Raw genomic sequence first — 19,515 nt, forward strand, 5'->3', positions numbered from 1 at the left:
GAAAAGCTAATGAATGATACTTGCATCATTGTCGGTGCTAGCCATGCCGGCATTCAACTGGCCATTGGCTTGCGTCAGGAAGGTTGGCAGGGGCGTATCCTGTTGCTCGGCGAGGAGGCCTGTCTCCCCTATCATCGTCCGCCCCTGTCCAAGTCCTATCTCAAAAACGAAGCCGATCTGGCCATCATCCACCCACAGGCAAGCCTGGATAAACATGAAATAGAATTTCTGGCTTCGACCCGTGTGGTGCGGATCGATCGCCAAGTGCGTGAGGTCCTGTTGGATAACCAGCAGCGCTTGGCATACACGAAGCTTGCGCTCTGTACTGGGGCCAGCCCCCGGCGCCTAAGTATCGAAGGCAGTGACCTACAAGGCGTGCATTATCTACGTGATCACGCCGATGCGGATCGGCTACGCACGCAGCTTCCTGGAGCTCGTAACGTGGTGATTATCGGTGCGGGCTACATAGGCCTGGAAACCGCTGCCAGCTTGCGTCAGTTGGGCCTGCAAGTCTGCGTGCTGGAGGCCGCGCCACGCATCCTGGGACGCAGTGTCGACGAGCCTGTATCGGCCTTCTTCGAGGCGTTGCACCAGGATAATGGCGTGACAATCCGCACGAGCTGTCAGGTCAGCCAACTGGTAGGCAAGGAACATGTCGAGGCCGTGCTATGCACGGATGGCACTCACTATCCGGCAGACATCGTTGTAATCGGCGTCGGTGTAAAGGCCAATGTGGGCCTCGCGGAGGATGCGGGACTGGCCGTCGATGATGGCATCCTGGTTGATAGCTCTGCCCGTACATCGGATGCGGAAATCGTCGCAGCGGGTGATTGCACTCGTTTCCCGAGCGCCCACCTGCAGCGCTTGGTACGTCTGGAGTGCTTAGCCAACGCTAGCGATCAGGCACGAGTGGCAGCCGCGACCTTATGTGGCCATGAACGTCGCCATGATGCCCTGCCTTGGTTCTGGTCGGACCAGTACGCCACCCGCCTGCAGATCGCTGGAGTGGTCGATGAATACGAGCGCGTGGTACAACGCGGGGACATTGCTACAGGCAGCTTTTGTCGGTTCTATTTGCGCGATGCAGTGGTACTCAGTGCCCTTTGCGTAAACCGTCCCAAGGAATTCATTGCCTGCAAGCGGTTGATTGCGACGGCAAGGCCAGTCGATCCGACCAAGCTGGCCGATGAGTCCTGTGATATCAATGTCGCACTATCTGCCCTACCTGCTTGAATGGCTTCACCGCCTGCGCATGGATGCGCTTGAACGATACAGGCCAGGGCTGTCACGACTTGATTAGCCACTATTGACCCATAAGAACAAGAACCATGAAGATCGGCCTGCCCTCCTCCGTTGATCTACCCGTCAACTTCATCCCGCGCCACCTTTACGATGGGCTGTTAAGCACACTCACGACACATCGCCTTACCTTACTCTGCGCGCCGGCAGGTTATGGCAAGAGCACAGCACTCGCCTACTGCATGCAGCATATCCATCGTGCCAACGCCCAAGGGATATGGGTCTCGGCCGAGCAATGGCCTGGAGTCGGCAGCGATACGCTGTTGCAAACGCTTTGCCGACAGTTTCCCGGAATCGCTGCCACGCCTGAGTCTCTTCTGGCACGCCTGCTGGATCTCAAGGCACCGCTGGTGATTTTCATCGACAGCTATGAATACAAAGAGAGCTGCCCTGGAACAGCCCTTCTGGAGCGCGTCCTACGACTCAACCAACCGCGCTTGCATATTGCTGTGGCTTGTCGGCACCAGCCGGCAGTAAAGCTATCCCTGCTGGAGATGCGAGGTCAGTTGCACCGTATCGACAGCGCCCAGCTCAGTTTCAGCGCCGAAGAAACAACCTTGGTACTCGGTCCGGAGCTACCTGGCAGTCAACGCGAGGACCTATACCAACGTACCGAGGGTTGGCCACTGGCGGTGAATCTTTGCGGGCTGCTGGCAAGAGACAAAAAACGCGCAGCCAGGTTGGTGAGTTTTTCCGGGCGAGACCAAGGTCTTCGGCTCTTCTTTGAAGAACAAGTACTGGCCCATCTGGATCTTCAACGGCAAGTTTTTCTCGGTGCTTTTGCCGTACTTGGAAAAGGTTGTGGTGAACTTTGTGATGTTGCGCTGCAACGACAAGATAGTCAGCGAGAATTGGAAGGCCTATACCAAGCGGGGGCGTTTCTTGAGGCCTGCGATCGTAATCTCAACGAATACCGGCTGCATCCCTTGTTCCGGGAGTTCCTGCTTGAAAAACATTCGCCCGAACTCCATCCGCGCAAGCTACTGGTACGAGCCACCCGCTGGGCCATTCGCAATCAGCGATATCGGCTTGCCGCCGACTATGCGCGAGCCAGCGGTGAACCTCGAGTGGCCCGCCTGGTGATCAGTAAGACCAGCGAGACTCTTGTACGCAACCTTGGCGAGCTACCGACCATCGTCGGTTGGACTCGCGACCTGCAAGTTGGCCCCGTGTTTGAACTGAACGAGTTGGTGTACTGGTCAACCTGGTCGCTGGCCTTCTCCTACTGCTGGGAACAGGCTCATGAACGCATCTGTCAGCTGGCTCGCGCCGTCCGCGATAACGTTGGGCTCTCACCACTGGAGCGCCGCCGTTATATGTCCAGGCTAGAAGCGTTGGAAGTGGCATTGGCAATCTTCCAGGACCGCACCGTAGGTGTGATTGAGTGCTCGGCTCGTTGGTTGGAGCGGTATCAGGATGCCGACACCTTCGACATTGCGGTCATCGCCAGCGCCCAGATGATCGCACGACGCTTAGATGCCGACTGCAAAGGTGCGGCAAACGCTGGGAGCCGAGCCATATCGGCCATACAGCGCTCCGACAGCGTATACGGCAAGATCTGGGTGAACCTACTCAACGCCCTGTACCAGTTGGAGTTCGGTGATTACAACCGTGCGCGTCTGTTGCTCAACGAACAGTTCTACCTGGCCACTCGGGAGATTGGCGAGCATTCAGCGATTCTTTCCACCTGCGCGCTGCTGTTGTCGCGAGTCGCCTACGAACACAATGATCTGGACGAGGCCGCCGACTACGTCGAGATCGGTTATCGGCATATAAGGGACCATGGCCTGATCGAGAGCGCTTTGGCCGGGGTGACAGTACGAGCCCGTCTAGCCGCGCGCTCCAGTTTGGGGGAGGCGTTACAGATATTCGATGATGCTCAGGTGATCAGTGCGGTCTACCCCCCTCGCCTGGAAAGCTCACTGCATCAGCAGCGTATCGAGTTGCTGCTGGATCATGGGCGTACCAACGAAGCACTGATCGTCGCAGATGCCTTGGAGCAACTGATGGCCGAACAGACGCATCAGGATACGCGGCTTGTGCCAAGGCTATACCAAGTCTATATCGAGCTACTGCTCAACTGCGCCCGAGAGCAGTGGCTAAAAGCCCGGACAGATTACGAACACCTGTTGGCTGAGCCAGCATTGGCACTCCAACCCTTGCTGCATTGCCGAGTGCTGATTATCAAGGCCTCGTTGCTGGCAAAAGCCGAAAGCCCGGTTGAAGCAAACAAGGTTCTGTGTGTTGCGCTGAGGGTCGCGCGTGAACACAACCTCTATCGCGTGTTCCTCGACCTCAACCGCTTTTCGAGCCCGACCTTGCAGTGGCTGTGCAATAGCAAACAACAACAGCTGCCCTCAACGGAGCGCGAACTGTTTGTCCGACTATGCGATGCCTTGCAACTGACTGCGCACCCCAGAGCACAGGCACCCCATTTGGCTGAACCGCTATCACGACGGGAAATGGAGTTATTGGCGATGCTCGAATCCGGGTTGACCTACCAACAGATCGCCGATCAATTGTTCATATCCCTGGCCACGGTCAAGTGGCATGTCTACAACATCTACGGAAAATTGGGGGTCAAGAACCGCTCCGGGGCCTTGGTCGCCGCTCGTCATCTGCAATTGCTGGATCAAGGAACATGACCGCTGTCTACCAATGGCCCCAAGCGACTGTAATGAGTCGACCGATCCAGAGCTTTTCCCCTGAAGGTGAACCAGACTTTTTCCTAGGTTTCCCCTGCTGGCCCAATGCCAAAGTGACTTCACAAAAACAACGTTGGCAAACGCCGTGGAGACACTATGAGTACTGGCACCCGCGACTCTACCCAGTTCCGTAAACTGATGGACGCCCCCTTGCTGGCATGGCCTACCGTGCTGCTGTTCTTTGGTTCACTGAGTATCCTTGGCCTGGTGGACTACCTGGCTTTGGCAGGCACTATCCCCTTATGGACGGGAACGATCATCAATGGCCTGGTCATCTATCTATTGTTCAGCTGCGTACACGATGCCTCCCATGGCGCAGTTTCGCGTATCAAGTGGATCAACGAACTGCCAGGCCATGTTGGTATGTTCTTCTTCGGCCCGATTGCACCGTTCAATGTCGCTCGCTTTATCCATATGCAGCATCATCGCTTCACCAACGACAACGCCCTAGACCCCGACCATTTCGGGCACAAGATGGACTGGCTGTTTCCCCTGCGCTGGAGCAATTTCGATTACTACTACACCAAGTATTTCTTCATGCGTGCGCCAGCGGCCATGCGAAGGAAGTTCCTGCCACGACTGATCATCCATTTCAGTGTCATTATCGCCGTCTTGCTTGCCCTGACGCTGGCCGGTTACGGACTAGAAGCCTTGATGTTGTGGATTCTACCGACCCGTATCAGCTCCTTCCTGTTCGTCATGGCCTTCGTCTATCTGCCCCACGAGCCCTTCCAGAGCACCGCCAAGGAGGATGAATATCGCGCCTCCAACATCCGTCCAGGTGCGGAGTGGCTGTTGACGCCATTGTTGGCCTACCAGAACTACCACCTGATGCATCACCTGTACCCCACCGCCCCCTTCTACAACATGATCAAGTTATGGGAGCTAAGGCAGGCCGAGCACATGGCCAAGCATCCATTGATCGTCAACACCTTCGGCTTGCGTCCTGTAAGCCAATCCAGCCGGGCCCGGGGGGATGCAGCATGAAGCGCTGGCAATGCCGTTACTGCTCATTCATCTACGACGAGGCTGCCGGTCTGCCGGCAGATGGCATCGCTCCCGGAACGCCACTGAGCGATGTGCCGGATGACTGGATGTGTCCTGACTGTGGAGCGACCAAGGTCGATTTCGACGAAATCTGATCCACATCCCATCAGGAGGGGGCGCCCGCCCTCTCCGACCCCTGTCGAGAAGAACAACCATCCTCGGATCTGACCACAAGGCCCGACGATCAGGAGTCGAGAATGAATACCCCTGCCCGCCCACTCTGCGCGCAATCCTTCCCGCAACTTGTAATGTCCAAGCTACAGCCTCCCCAGCAGCCGGTTCAGCAAGAACTCCGTCTTGCCTTGTTGGGTCGATTGGCTAACCGTACCCCTCGCAAGCTGGTACTGGTGCATGCCCCTGCCGGTTTCGGCAAGACAACCTTGCTCCTGCAATATCTGGCGGTTTGTCATCGGGAACAGCGACGCACGCTCTGGTTGAGTCTCGATGCCGCAGACAACGACCTCGAGCGCTTCGTGCGCCATCTGCAAGTAGGTTGGAATGCCCGGGCACAGAGGCCTGTAGATGCTACCGGACTGCTCGAACAACTGGCTTTGTACAACCATCCGTTTTCCATTCTGCTCGATGAGTTCGAGGTGATTCAGGCCCCGGATGTTCTCGCCCTGCTGCAACAGTTGCTCGAGTATCTACCGCCCCACGGCGAAGTACTGATCAGCTCACGACAGGTGCCGCAACTACGCTTGGCGACTCTGCGGGCCCACGGTCAGTTGCTGGAAATCACCCGAACACAACTGTGCCTCAGTCTTGAGGAAACTACCCGCCTGCTGCACGCCCGTTTGCCACGGCAATTAGCTCCCCCGCAGATTGCTCTGTTGCACTCCCGGACCGAGGGTTGGGTAGCGGCCATTCAACTGTTGACTCTATCTTTGCCCAAACATGATGATCCCGCCCATCTGCTGGAGCACTTTTCAGGGCGCCATTGTGAGCTGGCGGACTTTCTTACCGAAGATATCTTGCGACGCCTGTCACCGGCGCAGCAGGAGTTTCTCATCGCCAGCAGTGTGTTCGAACAGTTCAATGCGCCGGCTTGCGACTGGCTGATGCAGCGCCAGGACAGTCAAGAGATGTTGGCCTGGTTGTTGCGCAACAACCTGTTCCTGCTGCCCCTCGATGGCCAAGGTAGTTTTTATCGCTATCACAGCCTGTTCGCCAGCTACCTGCGCAATCAGTTGCGGCATCAATCTGCGGCTCGTTATGGACAGTTGCAGCACCGAGCGGCGCAATGGTTCGTCCAGCAAGGCAAACCGGCTTGCGCCATCGACCACCTGCTCTTGGCCGACTCCCCTGAGGCCGCGATGCAATTGCTGGAACAGCATGCTCCGGCGCTGCTCGAACAAGGCCGAGTGCGACGTTTGCTGCGCTGGTTCGACCAGTTGCCAGCAGAACTGCTCGCCCGGCATCCACGTCTGCGCTTGTCTTGCGCCTGGGCGTTGATACTCAATCGGCGCCATGCCGAGGCTAGTGCGCATATCGCGGCTATCAAGCAGCAATCACCTTCGGACGCAGTCCATGCGCAGACACTGGAATGCCTGATGCTGGCAATGAGTGATCGTATCTCGGCATGTTTTCAGGCTAGTCGCGAGCTGCTAGCGCAGCTGCCGAGCGGATACTCATTACAACGAGGTCTCCTGGCCACAGTTCAGGCGCACCATATGATTGCCGCCAACCGCTACGATGAGGCTCGCCAATTGCTGGCTCAGACCTGCGGCCAGCAAACCATGCTGCACACTACGTTCATACGGACCATCAGCGACTATAACGAGGGGTGGATCGATTTGCTCCAAGGACGGCTGGTCCAAGCACAGGTTCGATTGCAGACCAGCTATCGCAGTTCCTGGCGTGAGGGACAGAAAGGCGTGCCAGGTGGACGCGCCATGATCGGCGCCCCCCTGGCCGAAGTGTTGTATGAGATGAATCAACTCGACCAGGCACGGCGCCTGATTGGCGAATGCCTCCCCTACGCACGTCAAAACGGTCACGTCGATGCCCTGATCCTTTCCTATGTACTACTCTCGCGCCTGGCGGCCACCGAAGCAGACCGGGAAACTGCTTTACGCCATCTCATAGAGCTTGAAAATATTGGCCTCGATCTTGATCTTCCTCGGGTTCGCGCTAGTGCGCGCCTGGAGCAAGCCAGGTTGTATTGGCTGCATGGCGACCTGTTTCTCAGTGAACGAATCGTCCGTGAAGTCGAGAGCATGCCGTTCTGGCTGTCTCTGACAGGCTACAGCTTGCCGGCCCAGGATATCGAAACACCTCAAATGATGCGTTGGCGTCTGGCAATCGCCAACGGTCGGGCAGCCACCGTGGAGGAAGACATTCGCCGAGCCTGTATTCAGGCTCGACAGGAGATGCGCTTGCGTCGCGGCTTGAAGCTGGAGTTGTTGTTGGCTACCGGCCTGAACTCCCAGGGCAAGCAACAAGCTGCACTGCAACAAGTTACCCAGGCACTGCAACTGGCCGGCAACGAAGGCTTCCTGCGCAGCTTCCTGGACGAGGGTGAAACTCTGCAACCGCTGCTGCGCATTTGGCGGGCGCGACACCTGCATCTGTCTTTACCGGAAGGGGTCAGCAGTGATTTCGTCGAACGACTGTTCGGACAATTTGTAGAGGAGTCGCCGGCTAAGCAGCCTTCGCGCAAGCAACCCACGTCAACCACTGCTGTTATCGAGCCATTGAGTAAACGAGAGCTGCAGGTGTTGCACTACATAGCCGAAGGACTGCGCAACCGGCAGATAGCCGACAAAATTTATCTTTCTGAAACCACGGTCAAAGCCCATCTGCGTCGTATTCATTCCAAACTCGATGCCCACTCAAGAACCGAGGCTGTGGCCATTGCTCGGCGACATGGCTGGATATGAGCGATCCCGAGCATGGGCGGCCCACCTGTTCTCTGCCCTCACTCTCAGACAAAAGCCGGCCCTGAAGCCGGCTTATGCTTGGTTGGCTCAGATCAACGCGGCGGCATCCGAAGGGCACCATCCAAGCGGATAGTTTCTCCGTTGAGCATCGGATTCTCGATGATGTGCCGGGCCAGTTGAGCGAACTCCTCGGGGTAGCCTAGCCGAGAAGGAAAAGGGACCTGGTCTCCCAGGGCTTTTCTAGCTTCCTCAGGCAGCATTTCGAGGATTGGAGTGGCAAACAGCCCCGGGGCTATGGTGCAGACTCGAATGCCACTACTTGCCAATTCGCGAGCAACTGGCAGGGTCAGGCCGACGACACCACCTTTGGAAGCGGCATAGGCAGCCTGGCCAATCTGACCATCGAATGCTGCGATCGAAGCCGTGTTGATCAAGACACCTCGTTCGCCCTGCTCATTGCCAGCATTGAGGCTCATCTGGAGTGCGGCGAGTCGGATAACGTTGAAAGTGCCGATCAGGTTGACTTCGATTACCTTTGCAAAGCTTTCCAGACGATGTGGGCCCTGCCTGCCCAGGACTTTTTCCGGATTACCAATCCCGGCGCAGTTGATCGCCCCATGTAAACTACCGAATCGTTCAACGGCCAACTGGATTGCATCCTGGACCTGATCTGCCGAGGTGACATTGACCTTGGCAAAGGCACAACTGTCACCGAGACGGCTGACCAGCCTCTCACCCGTCTCGCTGTTCATATCCGCTATCACGACCTTGGCACCTGCACTGATCAGATGCTCTGCCGTTGCGGCACCAAGGCCAGAAGCTCCGCCGGTGACGAGAAAAACCCTACCTTGTACTTGCATGTTAAAACTTCCCCTACGGTGTGAGCCGACATTCAGTCGAAGAATTTTTGTTGTGCGCCAGCGCCTCGGAGCCGCTCAGGCAGTTCGAGCCCTGCTGCCTGCGTCCACTCCACGATCTGCGTCGCACCGAACCAATCGATGCACTGCAATGGACCGCCCATATGCTTGGGGAAGCCAAGGCCCAGGGCCAGTGCGGTATCGAGTTCATGGGCGCTGGCCACCACTCCCTCCTCCAGGCAGTACACAGCCTCCAGCAACATCGGCAGCATCAGCCGGCGGACAATTTGTTGATCGCTAACCCGGGAAACACCTACAGGGGAGATACCTAAGAGCGCTTGAATATCACTGGAAGGGATTTTGTGGGGCCGTCCTTGAGCATCACGCTGGTGGAGATAGAAACCTGCGCCACTTTTCTGCCCCAGACGACCGAACCTGGCCAATAGGTCGAGGTATCTGCTGAGCTCCGCTTGCATGCGTCGCGGATAGGCCAAGCCGATGGTGCGAAAAACATGGGCCGCGGTATCGAGGCCGACCACATCGTTCAGGTAGGCTGGTCCCATGGGCCAGCCGAGCGCTTCCATGATCTGGTCAATACGCTGGAACTCCACGCCCTCGCTGAGCAATTTAAGGAACGCCAGAATGTAAGGAGTCAATACGCGGTTGACCAGGAAGCCTGGGCAGTCGCTGACGACGATAGGTGTCTTGCCCAGAGCCAAGACATACTGAACGGCTGTGCCTAAGCTTGCGCGATCGGTATGCGTGTCACGTACCACCTCCACCAATGGCATTTGTGGCACAGGATTGAAGAAGTGCAAACCCACCAGGCGCTCCGGGTTCTGAAGCGCATTGGCCATCTGATGCAGACACAGCGAGGACGTGTTGGTCGCGATAACGCACTCCTGTGTTACCTGCGATTCCAGTTCACTCAGTACTTCGCGCTTGATGTCCAGGCGCTCCACCACGGCCTCGACAACCAGCTGTACGTCATTGAATCCCTGGTAGTCCAGCGAAGGGGTGATGCGCGCCAAAACTGCCTCGGCCGTTGTCCTGTTCATTCGCGCGGCTGCGACGCCCTTGTCGACGAGACGCCGGGCCTCATTCATGCATGTTTGTAAAGCACTCGGTGAGATGTCCTTGACCTTGGTATCGATGCTCTTGATCGCATTGCTATAGGCGATGCCGCCGCCCATGATTCCGGCCCCCAATACGGCACTACACGATACTTGAGAGGCACCGTCCCGATACTGTCGCAGGCTCTTCTTCAGCGCCTGTTCATTGAGGAATGCCTGTACCAGACTCGAGGCGGCCTGGGTCTTGGCTATCTGGCCAAAAACTCTCGACTCGAGCTCCAGTGCCTGATGCCCGTTCAATAGCAATGCATCTTGAAGCAACTCGACAACGATTCGTGCCGCAGGCAGGTGCTGACCTCCTTGCGCCTGCTGACGCTCACGCTCACGCTGGAGTAGCTGGAGGTCTTGCTCACTGGTAACTACTGGCTGCTGCTTGCGTCCACGGGCCTCGCGCCACTGCAGTTCTCCGCGCACGGCTTGCTGGAGTAGGTTCAAGGCAACATTTCGTAGTTCGTGCGGGTCGGCAATGGCATCCACCACACCATAAGCCAACGCATCCCTGGCTGGCATCTGCGCTCCGCTCACCATCCACCGCACAGCAGTAGCGGCTCCTGCCACTCGCGGAAGACGTACAGTGCCGCCAAAACCGGGAATCAGCCCCAATTTGACTTCCGGAAGCCCAATTTCGGCACGGCTAGATTGCACACGCAAATCCGTGCTCAAGGCCAGCTCGAGCCCTCCTCCCAGGGCGTAACCATTGATGACGCTAACAGTCGGTACTGGCAGGTTTTCCAGCGCCAGGAATACCTGGTTGGAACACCTGACATCAGCACTGATCTGCTCGGCTGACAGGGCAAACAAGCTGGAGAACTCGCTGATATCAGCACCGACGATAAATACATCCTTGGCGCTGGTGATCAAAAGGCCGTGTACGGCTGAGTCATCGGCAATTGATTCGAGTGCCTCGCGCAGTTCACGTACCGCAAGCTTGTCCAGCTTATTGATGGATTCGCCTGTGCGATCGAAACACAGTTCGATCAGGCCATCCGCCAATGGAGAGAGTCTGAGTGTCTTACCTTGATACATGCGCCCTCCTCAGTTGGTAAAGAAGCGATTGGCCAGGGCAAGCTGCCCACGGCACTCTGTAATGATGCGCTTGAGTAACTCCGCGCAAGTGGGGATGTCGTTGATCAAGCCGACGACCTGTCCGGCCCATACCAACCCGGCATTCAAGTCCCCAGTCTCCAGGGCCAGGCGCCCCTTCTGGCCGGACACCAGATGTTGGATGTCCTTGAATTCGCAACCACCTTCGCGGCGTTCAAGTCTGACCACCTCGTTCGATACCGGTGTTTTCAGGACGCGACCGGTGTTATGCAAGGTGCGAAAAATCAGGTTGGTTTCACGCTCGCTGGCGCCCAGCAAAGCCTCTTTGACGGCCTGATGAATCGGTGCCTCGACGGTCGCGCAGAAGCGCGTACCCATATTCACGCCCTCGGCCCCCAGCACCAGTGCTGCGGCAAGGCCGCGGCCATCAGCAATTCCACCGGATGCGATCACCGGGATTTCCAGAGCACTAGCGGCCAGAGGAATCAGCACCAGGCCACCCACGTCGTCCTCACCGGGATGACCGGCACACTCGAAGCCGTCAATGGATACTACGTCCACCCCATTGCGCTGCGCAGACAAGGCATGGCGTAGCGAAGTGCACTTATGCAGAATCTTCACGTCATGCGCCTTGAAGCGAGCAATGAACTCCTTAGGACTGTTACCCGCGGTCTCCACGACCTTTACCCCGCTGTCGATGATTGCCTCGACATATTCGGCGTAAGGTGGTGGGTTCACCGAAGGCAAGATGGTCAGGTTCACGCCAAAGGGTTTTGTGGTGATATCCCGGGTCCGCTGGATTTCTCTGCGCAGATCCTCAGGTGTTGGTTGAGTCAGGCCGGTCAGCATGCCCAGGCCTCCAGCATTAGAGACGGCCGCGGCCATTTCTGCGCGTCCCACCCACTGCATGCCGCCTTGTACGATAGGGAATTCGATTCCCAGAAGCTCGGTAATCCGGGTTCTCATGGTCAAACTCCTCACAACCGCTCGATGATGGTGACGTTGGCCATGCCACCGCCTTCGCACATGGTCTGCAGGCCATATCGCTTGCCATGCACGCCAAGGGCGTTGATCAGGGTGGTCATCAATTTGGTGCCCGAAGACCCCAGCGGGTGGCCCAGGGCGATAGCACCGCCATGCACATTGAGTCGAGAGGCGTCCGCGCCAAGTGCTTTCAACCAGGCCAGTGGTACCGAAGCAAAGGCCTCGTTGACCTCGTACAAATCGATGTCGTCGATCCGCATGCCGGACTTTTCCAAGGCTCTCTGAGTCGCAGGAATGGGCGCCTCGAGCATGATCACCGGATCATGGCCCAGTACACTCATGTGATGGATCCTAGCCAAGGGTTCCACTCCTAGAGCCTTGAGCCCTCGCTCATTGACCACCATGACTCCGGACGCGCCATCGCAAACCTGACTAGCGTTGGCAGCAGTAATCACTCCGCCTTCATGCAACAGTTTGACGCTGGAGATGCTGTCCAGGGTTGCGTCAAAACGGATGCCCTCATCTACCTGGTGCAGGTGATCAACGTTACCCTCGCCAGTGGCACGGACCAATAACGGCAGGATTTCATTACGGAACACTCCCGCCTCGACGGCACGTGCCGCTTGCTGATGGCTGCGCAAAGCAAAACCATCCAGATCCTCACGGCCCAGGCCATACTTCTGGGCCATTTGCTCAGCACCGCTGAACTGACTGAAACGTATCCCTGGATAACGCTCCTCTATCGCTGGGCCGACGTACAGACCGTAGCCGTGTTCGTTAGGCAACGTACTGGGCAGGAACATAGGCACCCGGGTCATGCTCTCGACACCGGCAGCTATGACCACGTCCTGACTGCCCGACATCACGGCTTGGGCGGCAAAGTGCAAGGCTTGCTGTGAAGAACCGCATTGGCGGTCGAGGCTGGTGCCTGGCACGCTTTCCGGCAGCATCGAGGACATGATCGCGTTACGAGCGATATTGTTGGATTGCTCGCCGATCTGACCGACGCATCCCATGATCACATCATCGATTCGTGCCGGGTCGACATCGACCCTGGAGACCAACTCATTGAGTACTTGAGCGGACAGATCCGCTGGATGCCAACCGGACAAGCGTCCGTTACGACGTCCTCCCGCGGTACGCACTGCTGCAACGATATACGCTTGGCTCATCTCTTTTGTCCTCATCCCAAATTGACAACCTGCTTTGCGGCAGGCGGGTTTCCAGCGCCGCAGCGCGATGGGATGAAGCCTATGGCGGGTAGTCGGAAGATGCGCCGTTCTTTAGGACTAATCTGCTTCCTGTTGGATCATCCCGCAGAGCTCACTGGAACCTGTCCTCTATCGCTCGGACACACTTCCAGTAATACCCCCGCCTCTATGTGTTCTATGCAAATTAGTCCGTTCGAACCCATGCAGGCCCCCGGCGTTTGCTTAGGATCAGCCCTGCCACTCTCCCCCGCTGGAGAGTGAAAGAACAACAACAAGAGCGACCTAACTATGAAAAAAAACCTTAATGCGGTTTGTCTCTCAGGACTATTTTGCTCAGCCTTGCTCCTGATCAGTTCCCCGGCAAGTGCTCAAGAAGGACATTGGTGGCTACGTACCGGCCCCGCCTTTGTTGATTTCAAGAATGACGTCACCTTGAAAGCGCCCTTACTCGGCGGCGAAGTTCCCGGAGCGAATGCCAGTGTCAAAGACAACGTCAGCGTGGCAGCTGAGATTGGATATGACTTCACTGATAACTGGGCTCTAGGTCTCACCCTCGGGTACCCACCCACCACTGAACTGAAGGCGGGGGGCTCGCTCAAGAACTTGGGTAAGCTTGGCAGCATCACTTACGGCCCGGCGGTCCTGACCGCCCAATATCGGTTTACCAACTTCGGCAGATTCCAGCCTTATCTTGGTGCAGGGTGGTCTTACATGCTTGTACTTGATTCCAAAGACAAGGCCGTTAGCAATCTGAATGTCGACGACGTGAACGGACTGACCCTGCAGGCCGGCTTCGAATATCGCAATAACGAAGACATGGGGTTGTTTTTCGACGTCAAGCGACTGTTTTTGGAAGCAGAAGCTACTGGCAACGCCCCTCCAGCCATGGGCGGTATTCCGGTCAAGGGCGAGATTGTCCTGGACCCTTTCGTCTACAGCGCCGGGGTCGTGTTCTACTTCTGAAGTTCTCACAGCGCCGGTGGCAAGCGGCCACCGGTCAACGGGCTTGCGCTTTGTTAGTCAAAGCGCAGCTCAGAGGAGCAAGCCGTCATGCAGTACTGGACGAAAACAAAAATTTCCCAGCGCTTGGCGCTCTGCCTGAGCCTAGTGCTGATTCTCGTAGTCTTTCTCGGTGTATTTGCGCTGTTCAACCTGGCCAAGATCCGCGCCACTAACCAGCGATTACAAGAAACCTGGTTACCCCAGCAAACATGGTTGCTCGATTTGCAAAACCAGTTGCAGAACAGCCCCCAGGACACCCAGGTACTGAGAAATCTATTAGCTGCACTGCCATCCGGCCAGGCGACCCCGGCGTCCGAGGACGTTCGTGACGCACTGGTGAGCTACCTGAATGAGCCTCTAATGCAAGCCCCTTTGCAGGGGGCTTTGTTGCGCTTGAGTAGACAGCAACTAGAGGAAAGCTATGGAATGGCCACGTCAGATGCCTCTGTGCAGGCGCATGTTGGCAATGTGGTGGTTACAGTCATTCCTCCGGTGCTGGCGATTACCCTGCTATTGCTCTGGCGCCTGATCATAAGTATTACCAGGCCCATTCAAGCCGCAGTTGTTGTCGCGGAACACATCGCTGCCGGTCATCTTGGTCACCCAGTGGAGATCCATGGGCCGAACGAAACTCGGCGCCTGGGACTGGCCCTGGAAACCATGCGTGAAAATCTGCACAGCACGCTGACGCAGATCCAGCAAGGTAGCAACGATCTGCTTCTGGCGGCGGATGCAATGCGCAATACGGCGCAAATTAACACCGACAATCTGCAGCGGCAGAACCAGCAGGTCGAGCACACCGCCGCTGCCATCAACCAGATGACGGCCTCGGTCGCACAGGTCGCCCGACACGCCAATGCCACAGCACTGAGCTCCCGAGATTGCGTCGACGTATCCAAGGAAGGCCAGCAGCGCCTGCACGTGACGGTCACTGATATCCAGGTATTGGTGACACAGGTGCTCGAGGCCTGCCTGCATTCCGAGCAATTGACCTACAAGGCCAAGAATATCGGCCAGGCTCTAGTGATCATTCGAGACATCGCCGAGCAGACCAACCTGCTGGCCTTGAACGCCGCCATCGAGGCCGCACGAGCTGGGGACAGCGGCCGTGGCTTTGCAGTGGTAGCGGACGAAGTTCGAGCTCTGGCTCGGCGAACCCAGGCATCGACCAAGGACATCGAGCAGATTGTCGAACAGATCCAACAAGAAACGCAGCAAGCGACTCGAGCCTTGCACAATAGCGCAGAGCAGGCTAGCCAGACGCTGGTCCGAACCACTCAAACCAGTGACAGACTGCAACATTTTGCAGAGCTCAGCACCAGAATCAACGACAACAACACCAGCATCGCCAGCGCCACCGAAGAACAGGCCATGGTATCGCAAGATATCGACGGTAATCTGGCACGTATTCATGAATTGACCAGCCTCAGCCTGAGCCAGGCCCGTGTGACAGCCAAGGCTGGTGACTCCTTGAGCGATTTGGCAGGCCAGCTACGCGAAGCCGTTATCCGCTTCACGTTATAGGCTCTACAACAGGTTCGGCGATCAGCCGGACCTGTTGAGAGTTTTCCACGTTTTGGCAAACGCTGTATTTCAGCCGATCAGTTCACGACCGAACAAATTGCGAGCCACAACCCAGCGCTGCACTTCATTCGCGCCTTCATAGATCTCGCCGATCTTGGCATCTCGATAAATCGACTCCAATGGAAAATACGTGGAGGTTTCTTTCAACTCCCGAACAAATCCATAGGCACCGCATACCTGGATGGCGTCGCGAGCCACATCCACCGCAAGCCGGCTGCCGGCGATCTTGGCCATTGCTGCTTCGACTTCCGCCTGGCCCTCCTGGTCGTAGCGCAGCGCCGCTTTGATATAGAGATTGCGGGCACTCTCGATACCCAGAGCATGTTCGGCAAACACGAACTGCCAGTGTTGAAACCGTGCCAGCTCCTGACCAAACACCTTGCGCTTACTGCTGTAATCAACAGCGAAGTCCACCGCGGCCTGAGCCATGCCAACCCCAATGGCACCAATCCCCATCCGCCCGAGCATCAAAGCCCCAAGGGCGGCACGCAAGCCCCCGCCAACCTCACCCACGACATGATCATCGGCGACAAAGACATTTTCGATATGCACGTCGGCCGTCAGTTGGGCATGGTTACCCATTTTCAGGTCCGGCTCACCCACCGAAACTCCGGAGGCATGCATGTCGACACACAGCATGGTCAACCGGTCCCCTGTACGACAAAGGAGTAGCATCAAATCGGCGGCAACCGAGTTGGTGATCCAGCGCTTGTGGGCATTCACCACCCACCCACCCTCGACTCGCTCCGCCCGGCTATGCATGGAGCCGACCGACAGATCAGTACTTGCCTCCGGTTCGCTTGTGGCAAAGGCCCCGACAAATCCGCCTTTGACCAGTTGTGGTAGGTACCGTTGGCGCAACGCCGGGCCCGCTCGATCCAGCGTCTTGCCCACCAGGATCGCTTGGCCATCGTAGAGTGCCGAGGCGGCGCCGGGTGAGTAGTAGGCCAACTCCTCAATGGCGACCAGCGTCGCAAGAGTCGGGTACTTCAGCCCGCGCCCCCCAACATCGCTAGCAAAGGGAATTTCATACAGACCGGCTTCACTCATCAGCTCGAACAGCTCTCTGGGAAACCCATCCCGGCGCTCAGGAGCTGTATTTAATGAATGAGCTCTTGGACGAAGCTTAAGCTCAGCGAACTCCCTGGCCTCGGCACGAATAGCAAGGGTTTCTTCAGGCAGAAATATGTCATTGAACATATGTTCGGAACGGCGGTGAGGATAGCTCATCAGATTCTCCATTTTTTTGTATTGGTTGAATATCAATGGCGGCAATTGCGTCCGAGAAGGTTCGCCCAAGAAACGACGAATTAGATGTAGCCTTTCGGCGATTGGAGGTGAACCTTGTTATGGACAGCGCTATGTCCATCCTAGAGCGTTCCGCCCCGAGGGAAACCATACTAAAGAAGGGGTAAGTGGATGGTGGGAAATTCCACTAGCTGGTTACCGGATAGTGACCAGCTGACATCTTGCTGGGGAGTAGGTGCAAGAGTATGGCGAATGTTCTAAATAACTAGATTGGATAATGATGCTTATTAGGGTCATCCAATGAGGAAATCTAAACTTTTTTATGTGTCAGCATCCCAGGATGCAGCTCCGGGCTTGCCATAGATTGAAGCAGGTGTAATAGCCAAAACAGCCGCTAATACATGAATAAGCTCCGTTGAAAGTCCGACGAAGCTCGTCGGACTGGGAGGATTAACCTTCGATGCGGTAGCCTTTAAATAGAAATACCGAACCCAAGGCATAGTCGTCTATCAACTCGTTGAATCGCGCAATCGTTTCGTTCTTGCAGTGTTGGAGAAACGCAGCTTCATCGACATATACTTCATCCAAATAGAAGCGATTGCGGTTGTGCTGATCGCGAATCACCTCGAAGCGAAGAGTGCCCGGCTCCTTTTCTAATGAGCTGTTGGCATCAAATAGCCCAGCACTGACAAAAGCCTCACGCTTGTCAGAAGGAACATCGAACTGCACCAGTACGTGATAAGTCATGATTGATTCCGATTGAAGAATTATAGGGAGCGATCGCAGGAAGGATGCTAGGCTGGGAGGTCAGTTATTAAAAGTAACTAATAGTCATCAACACGCTAACAAAAAGAGATCATATGAAGCTCTCACAACTCAGCTTCTTCTGTGCCGTGGTCGAGCATGGCACCATTGCGGCAGCGGCAGCACAGCTGCATTGCGTACCATCAAACATTACTACGCGGCTACGCGAGCTAGAGGGGCAGCTTGACGTTGTCTTGTTCAATAGAGAAAAGAACCGCCTGCTAGTGACTCCTGAGGGGCGCTTGCTATACCGCAATGCCAAGCAGATTCTGGCAATGACTGCCGATACCCAGTCGTTGTTCTCCAGCGAAAAGCCACATGGTGTGCTGCGAGTGGGAGCTTTGGACGTAGCGCTGGCCAATCATCTGCCCCCACGCCTTTCACGATACCGTCGCGAGAATCCAACAGTGGAACTGCACATTCGCCCAGAGCACTCGATGCTACTGGAGCGTCTACTAATGGAGGGGGAAATGGATCTTATACTCACTGACGGCCCGATTGAGCACCCATTGCTAGCTAGCCACCTGGCATTCCGTGAGCGCTTATTGCTAGTCACTCCAACTAAGCTCTCGGCACCTTCAACGGAGGAACTTGAACATCTTGAGCTTTACGTATTTGGCCACACTTGCCATTACCGCCGTCAGGTCGACCATTGGTTAGAGACCTGCGATATCAAACCGCGGGTGGCTCTGGAAATCGAGTCATACCCCAACATCTTTGCCTGTATAGAAGCAGGGTTGGGTTTTGCCTGTGTGCCAGAAAGTGTCGTCAACCAATTTTCTCTTACACATAAAGGATTCTATGCCCAACACATTCAAGGCCTGGGTTCGAGTGACATTCATTTTGTTTGGCGTAAGCAGCAAGCCTCTCCGCTGATTCAGGGTTTTATTGAGAGCATCGAATCTACACTTTGAGTGTACGCAGCGGAACTCCACTATTCTTCTCCGCCAGTTATCCCGCAACGATCAGGTTACAAAAGACTTAAAGATCTAGAAAAAGAGCTTATAAATTCCAAACACCCCAAGTGCCAACAAAAAATAAAAAGCATACTGAACACTTTTCGGCGTGACCCTTCTACTGAGCACAATCAATTCATCGAAGAAAAATGAGGTGAAATCATTGATATCTATATCCATTTCAACCCCTGCTTCGTCAAAAATAGCCAAAGCTTCACCATATTTAATTCGAGCAATTTTTGCGGTTAGCTCATTGCGATCATCTATTTTTACACGGTCTTCAGCAAAACACTGCCATGCCATCATTCGTGCCGCCTTCTCGCCTTCCGAGTCTAGTAGGCCAATAGAAAAGACTCTTTCATTTGCCTCTTTATTAACCTTTTAAAAGCCATACAACTCAAGATTTCTCATAAAGCCTCCTAGGACTTCATAAATAAGATTGAAAAATTTACACTAATTTCCCGCTGAAGCTCGGAGAGCTGCGATTCATAGAAACAAGCTAGTGCTCATAAGAAACGACCCTCTAAAGTTAATCATATTAAACACCACCCCCCACAATATCCACGGAGACGTCAGTCCCATGAGGGAAAAACAGATAAATATAGCTATAAGCCAAGCGCAAAAGCACTTCGTTCGCCGCCACCACTTCGACCGCTTGGTAAGTAGTGAAACTTTAAGATCATCGGTATGTTTACGACGTGCTCTCATAAACTGTCTTCCAAGCATGGATAACCCAAGTTTTCCATCAACACCTTCCCGCCG

Annotated in this window: 15 protein-coding genes; 8 read left to right on the forward strand and 7 right to left on the reverse strand. The window is 55.7% G+C overall.

Translation table 11 applies throughout. The features are described from left to right. Nucleotides 1–9: 9 nt before the first annotated feature. The 5 genes from C4K40_RS15635 (at nt 10) to C4K40_RS15655 (ending at nt 7,930) form a co-directional block, all read left to right on the forward strand. The gene (locus C4K40_RS15635; RefSeq protein ID WP_053130012.1) at nt 10–1,233 is read left to right on the forward strand and encodes an NAD(P)/FAD-dependent oxidoreductase; all 1,224 of its coding nucleotides are present in this window, start codon (nt 10–12) and stop codon (nt 1,231–1,233) included. 95 nt (nt 1,234–1,328) lie between these two features. Continuing rightward, nucleotides 1,329–3,944 carry a LuxR C-terminal-related transcriptional regulator gene (locus C4K40_RS15640; protein WP_053130015.1) on the forward strand — a complete coding sequence of 872 codons (2,616 nt, stop codon included), beginning with the start codon at nt 1,329–1,331 and terminating at the stop codon, nt 3,942–3,944. 156 nt (nt 3,945–4,100) lie between these two features. After that, nucleotides 4,101–4,991, forward strand: a complete 891-nt coding sequence (locus C4K40_RS15645) for a fatty acid desaturase (RefSeq protein WP_053130017.1) — start codon at nt 4,101–4,103, stop codon at nt 4,989–4,991. After that, nucleotides 4,988–5,146 carry a rubredoxin gene (locus tag C4K40_RS15650; RefSeq protein ID WP_083456857.1) on the forward strand — a complete coding sequence of 53 codons (159 nt, stop codon included), beginning with the start codon at nt 4,988–4,990 and terminating at the stop codon, nt 5,144–5,146. Before C4K40_RS15645 ends, C4K40_RS15650 begins: the two co-directional genes overlap by 4 nt. 102 nt (nt 5,147–5,248) lie before the next feature. Further along, nucleotides 5,249–7,930 carry a LuxR C-terminal-related transcriptional regulator gene (locus C4K40_RS15655; protein WP_083456858.1) on the forward strand — a complete coding sequence of 894 codons (2,682 nt, stop codon included), beginning with the start codon at nt 5,249–5,251 and terminating at the stop codon, nt 7,928–7,930. Between the two features lie 92 nt (nt 7,931–8,022). Here the strand turns inward: C4K40_RS15655 and C4K40_RS15660 are convergent, their stop codons facing one another. Genes C4K40_RS15660 through C4K40_RS15675 form a run of 4 tightly spaced genes read right to left on the reverse strand, consistent with a single transcriptional unit; the run spans nt 8,023 to nt 13,120 of the window. Continuing rightward, nucleotides 8,023–8,790, reverse strand: a complete 768-nt coding sequence (locus tag C4K40_RS15660) for a 3-hydroxyacyl-CoA dehydrogenase (protein WP_053130027.1) — start codon at nt 8,788–8,790, stop codon at nt 8,023–8,025. Nucleotides 8,791–8,822: 32 nt separating this feature from the next. Then, entirely contained in the window at nt 8,823–10,946 is a 2,124-nt protein-coding gene (locus tag C4K40_RS15665; RefSeq protein ID WP_053130030.1) for a 3-hydroxyacyl-CoA dehydrogenase NAD-binding domain-containing protein, read from the reverse strand. A gap of 9 nt (nt 10,947–10,955) precedes the next feature. Further along, nucleotides 10,956–11,930, reverse strand: a complete 975-nt coding sequence (locus tag C4K40_RS15670) for a nitronate monooxygenase family protein (protein ID WP_053130033.1) — start codon at nt 11,928–11,930, stop codon at nt 10,956–10,958. An 11-nt stretch (nt 11,931–11,941) separates the two neighbouring features. Next, nucleotides 11,942–13,120 carry an acetyl-CoA C-acetyltransferase gene (locus C4K40_RS15675; protein ID WP_053131356.1) on the reverse strand — a complete coding sequence of 393 codons (1,179 nt, stop codon included), beginning with the start codon at nt 13,118–13,120 and terminating at the stop codon, nt 11,942–11,944. Nucleotides 13,121–13,447: 327 nt separating this feature from the next. On the opposite strand from C4K40_RS15675, the gene C4K40_RS15680 reads away from it, so the two are divergent. Further along, nucleotides 13,448–14,122, forward strand: coding sequence for an OmpW family protein (locus C4K40_RS15680; protein ID WP_083456859.1), 675 nt, complete (start codon nt 13,448–13,450; stop codon nt 14,120–14,122). Between the two features lie 465 nt (nt 14,123–14,587). Next, nucleotides 14,588–15,685: a methyl-accepting chemotaxis protein gene (locus tag C4K40_RS15685; RefSeq protein WP_371263419.1), complete on the forward strand. Its 1,098-nt coding sequence runs from the start codon at nt 14,588–14,590 to the stop codon at nt 15,683–15,685. Nucleotides 15,686–15,754: 69 nt separating this feature from the next. Here C4K40_RS15685 and C4K40_RS15690 read toward each other — a convergent pair whose 3' ends face one another. Both C4K40_RS15690 and C4K40_RS15695 read right to left on the reverse strand, forming a co-directional pair. After that, nucleotides 15,755–16,975, reverse strand: coding sequence for an acyl-CoA dehydrogenase family protein (locus C4K40_RS15690; RefSeq protein ID WP_083456860.1), 1,221 nt, complete (start codon nt 16,973–16,975; stop codon nt 15,755–15,757). A gap of 468 nt (nt 16,976–17,443) precedes the next feature. Beyond that, the gene (locus C4K40_RS15695; protein ID WP_053130045.1) at nt 17,444–17,740 is read right to left on the reverse strand and encodes a putative quinol monooxygenase; all 297 of its coding nucleotides are present in this window, start codon (nt 17,738–17,740) and stop codon (nt 17,444–17,446) included. A 113-nt stretch (nt 17,741–17,853) separates the two neighbouring features. On the opposite strand from C4K40_RS15695, the gene C4K40_RS15700 reads away from it, so the two are divergent. Further along, nucleotides 17,854–18,711, forward strand: a complete 858-nt coding sequence (locus tag C4K40_RS15700) for a LysR family transcriptional regulator (protein WP_053130048.1) — start codon at nt 17,854–17,856, stop codon at nt 18,709–18,711. A 75-nt stretch (nt 18,712–18,786) separates the two neighbouring features. Here C4K40_RS15700 and C4K40_RS15705 read toward each other — a convergent pair whose 3' ends face one another. After that, nucleotides 18,787–19,059 carry a hypothetical protein gene (locus tag C4K40_RS15705; protein ID WP_053130050.1) on the reverse strand — a complete coding sequence of 91 codons (273 nt, stop codon included), beginning with the start codon at nt 19,057–19,059 and terminating at the stop codon, nt 18,787–18,789. Nucleotides 19,060–19,515 lie beyond the last annotated feature (456 nt).

It is taken from the genome of Pseudomonas sp. CMR5c, assembly GCF_003850545.1.
Lineage (GTDB): Bacteria > Pseudomonadota > Gammaproteobacteria > Pseudomonadales > Pseudomonadaceae > Aquipseudomonas > Aquipseudomonas piscis.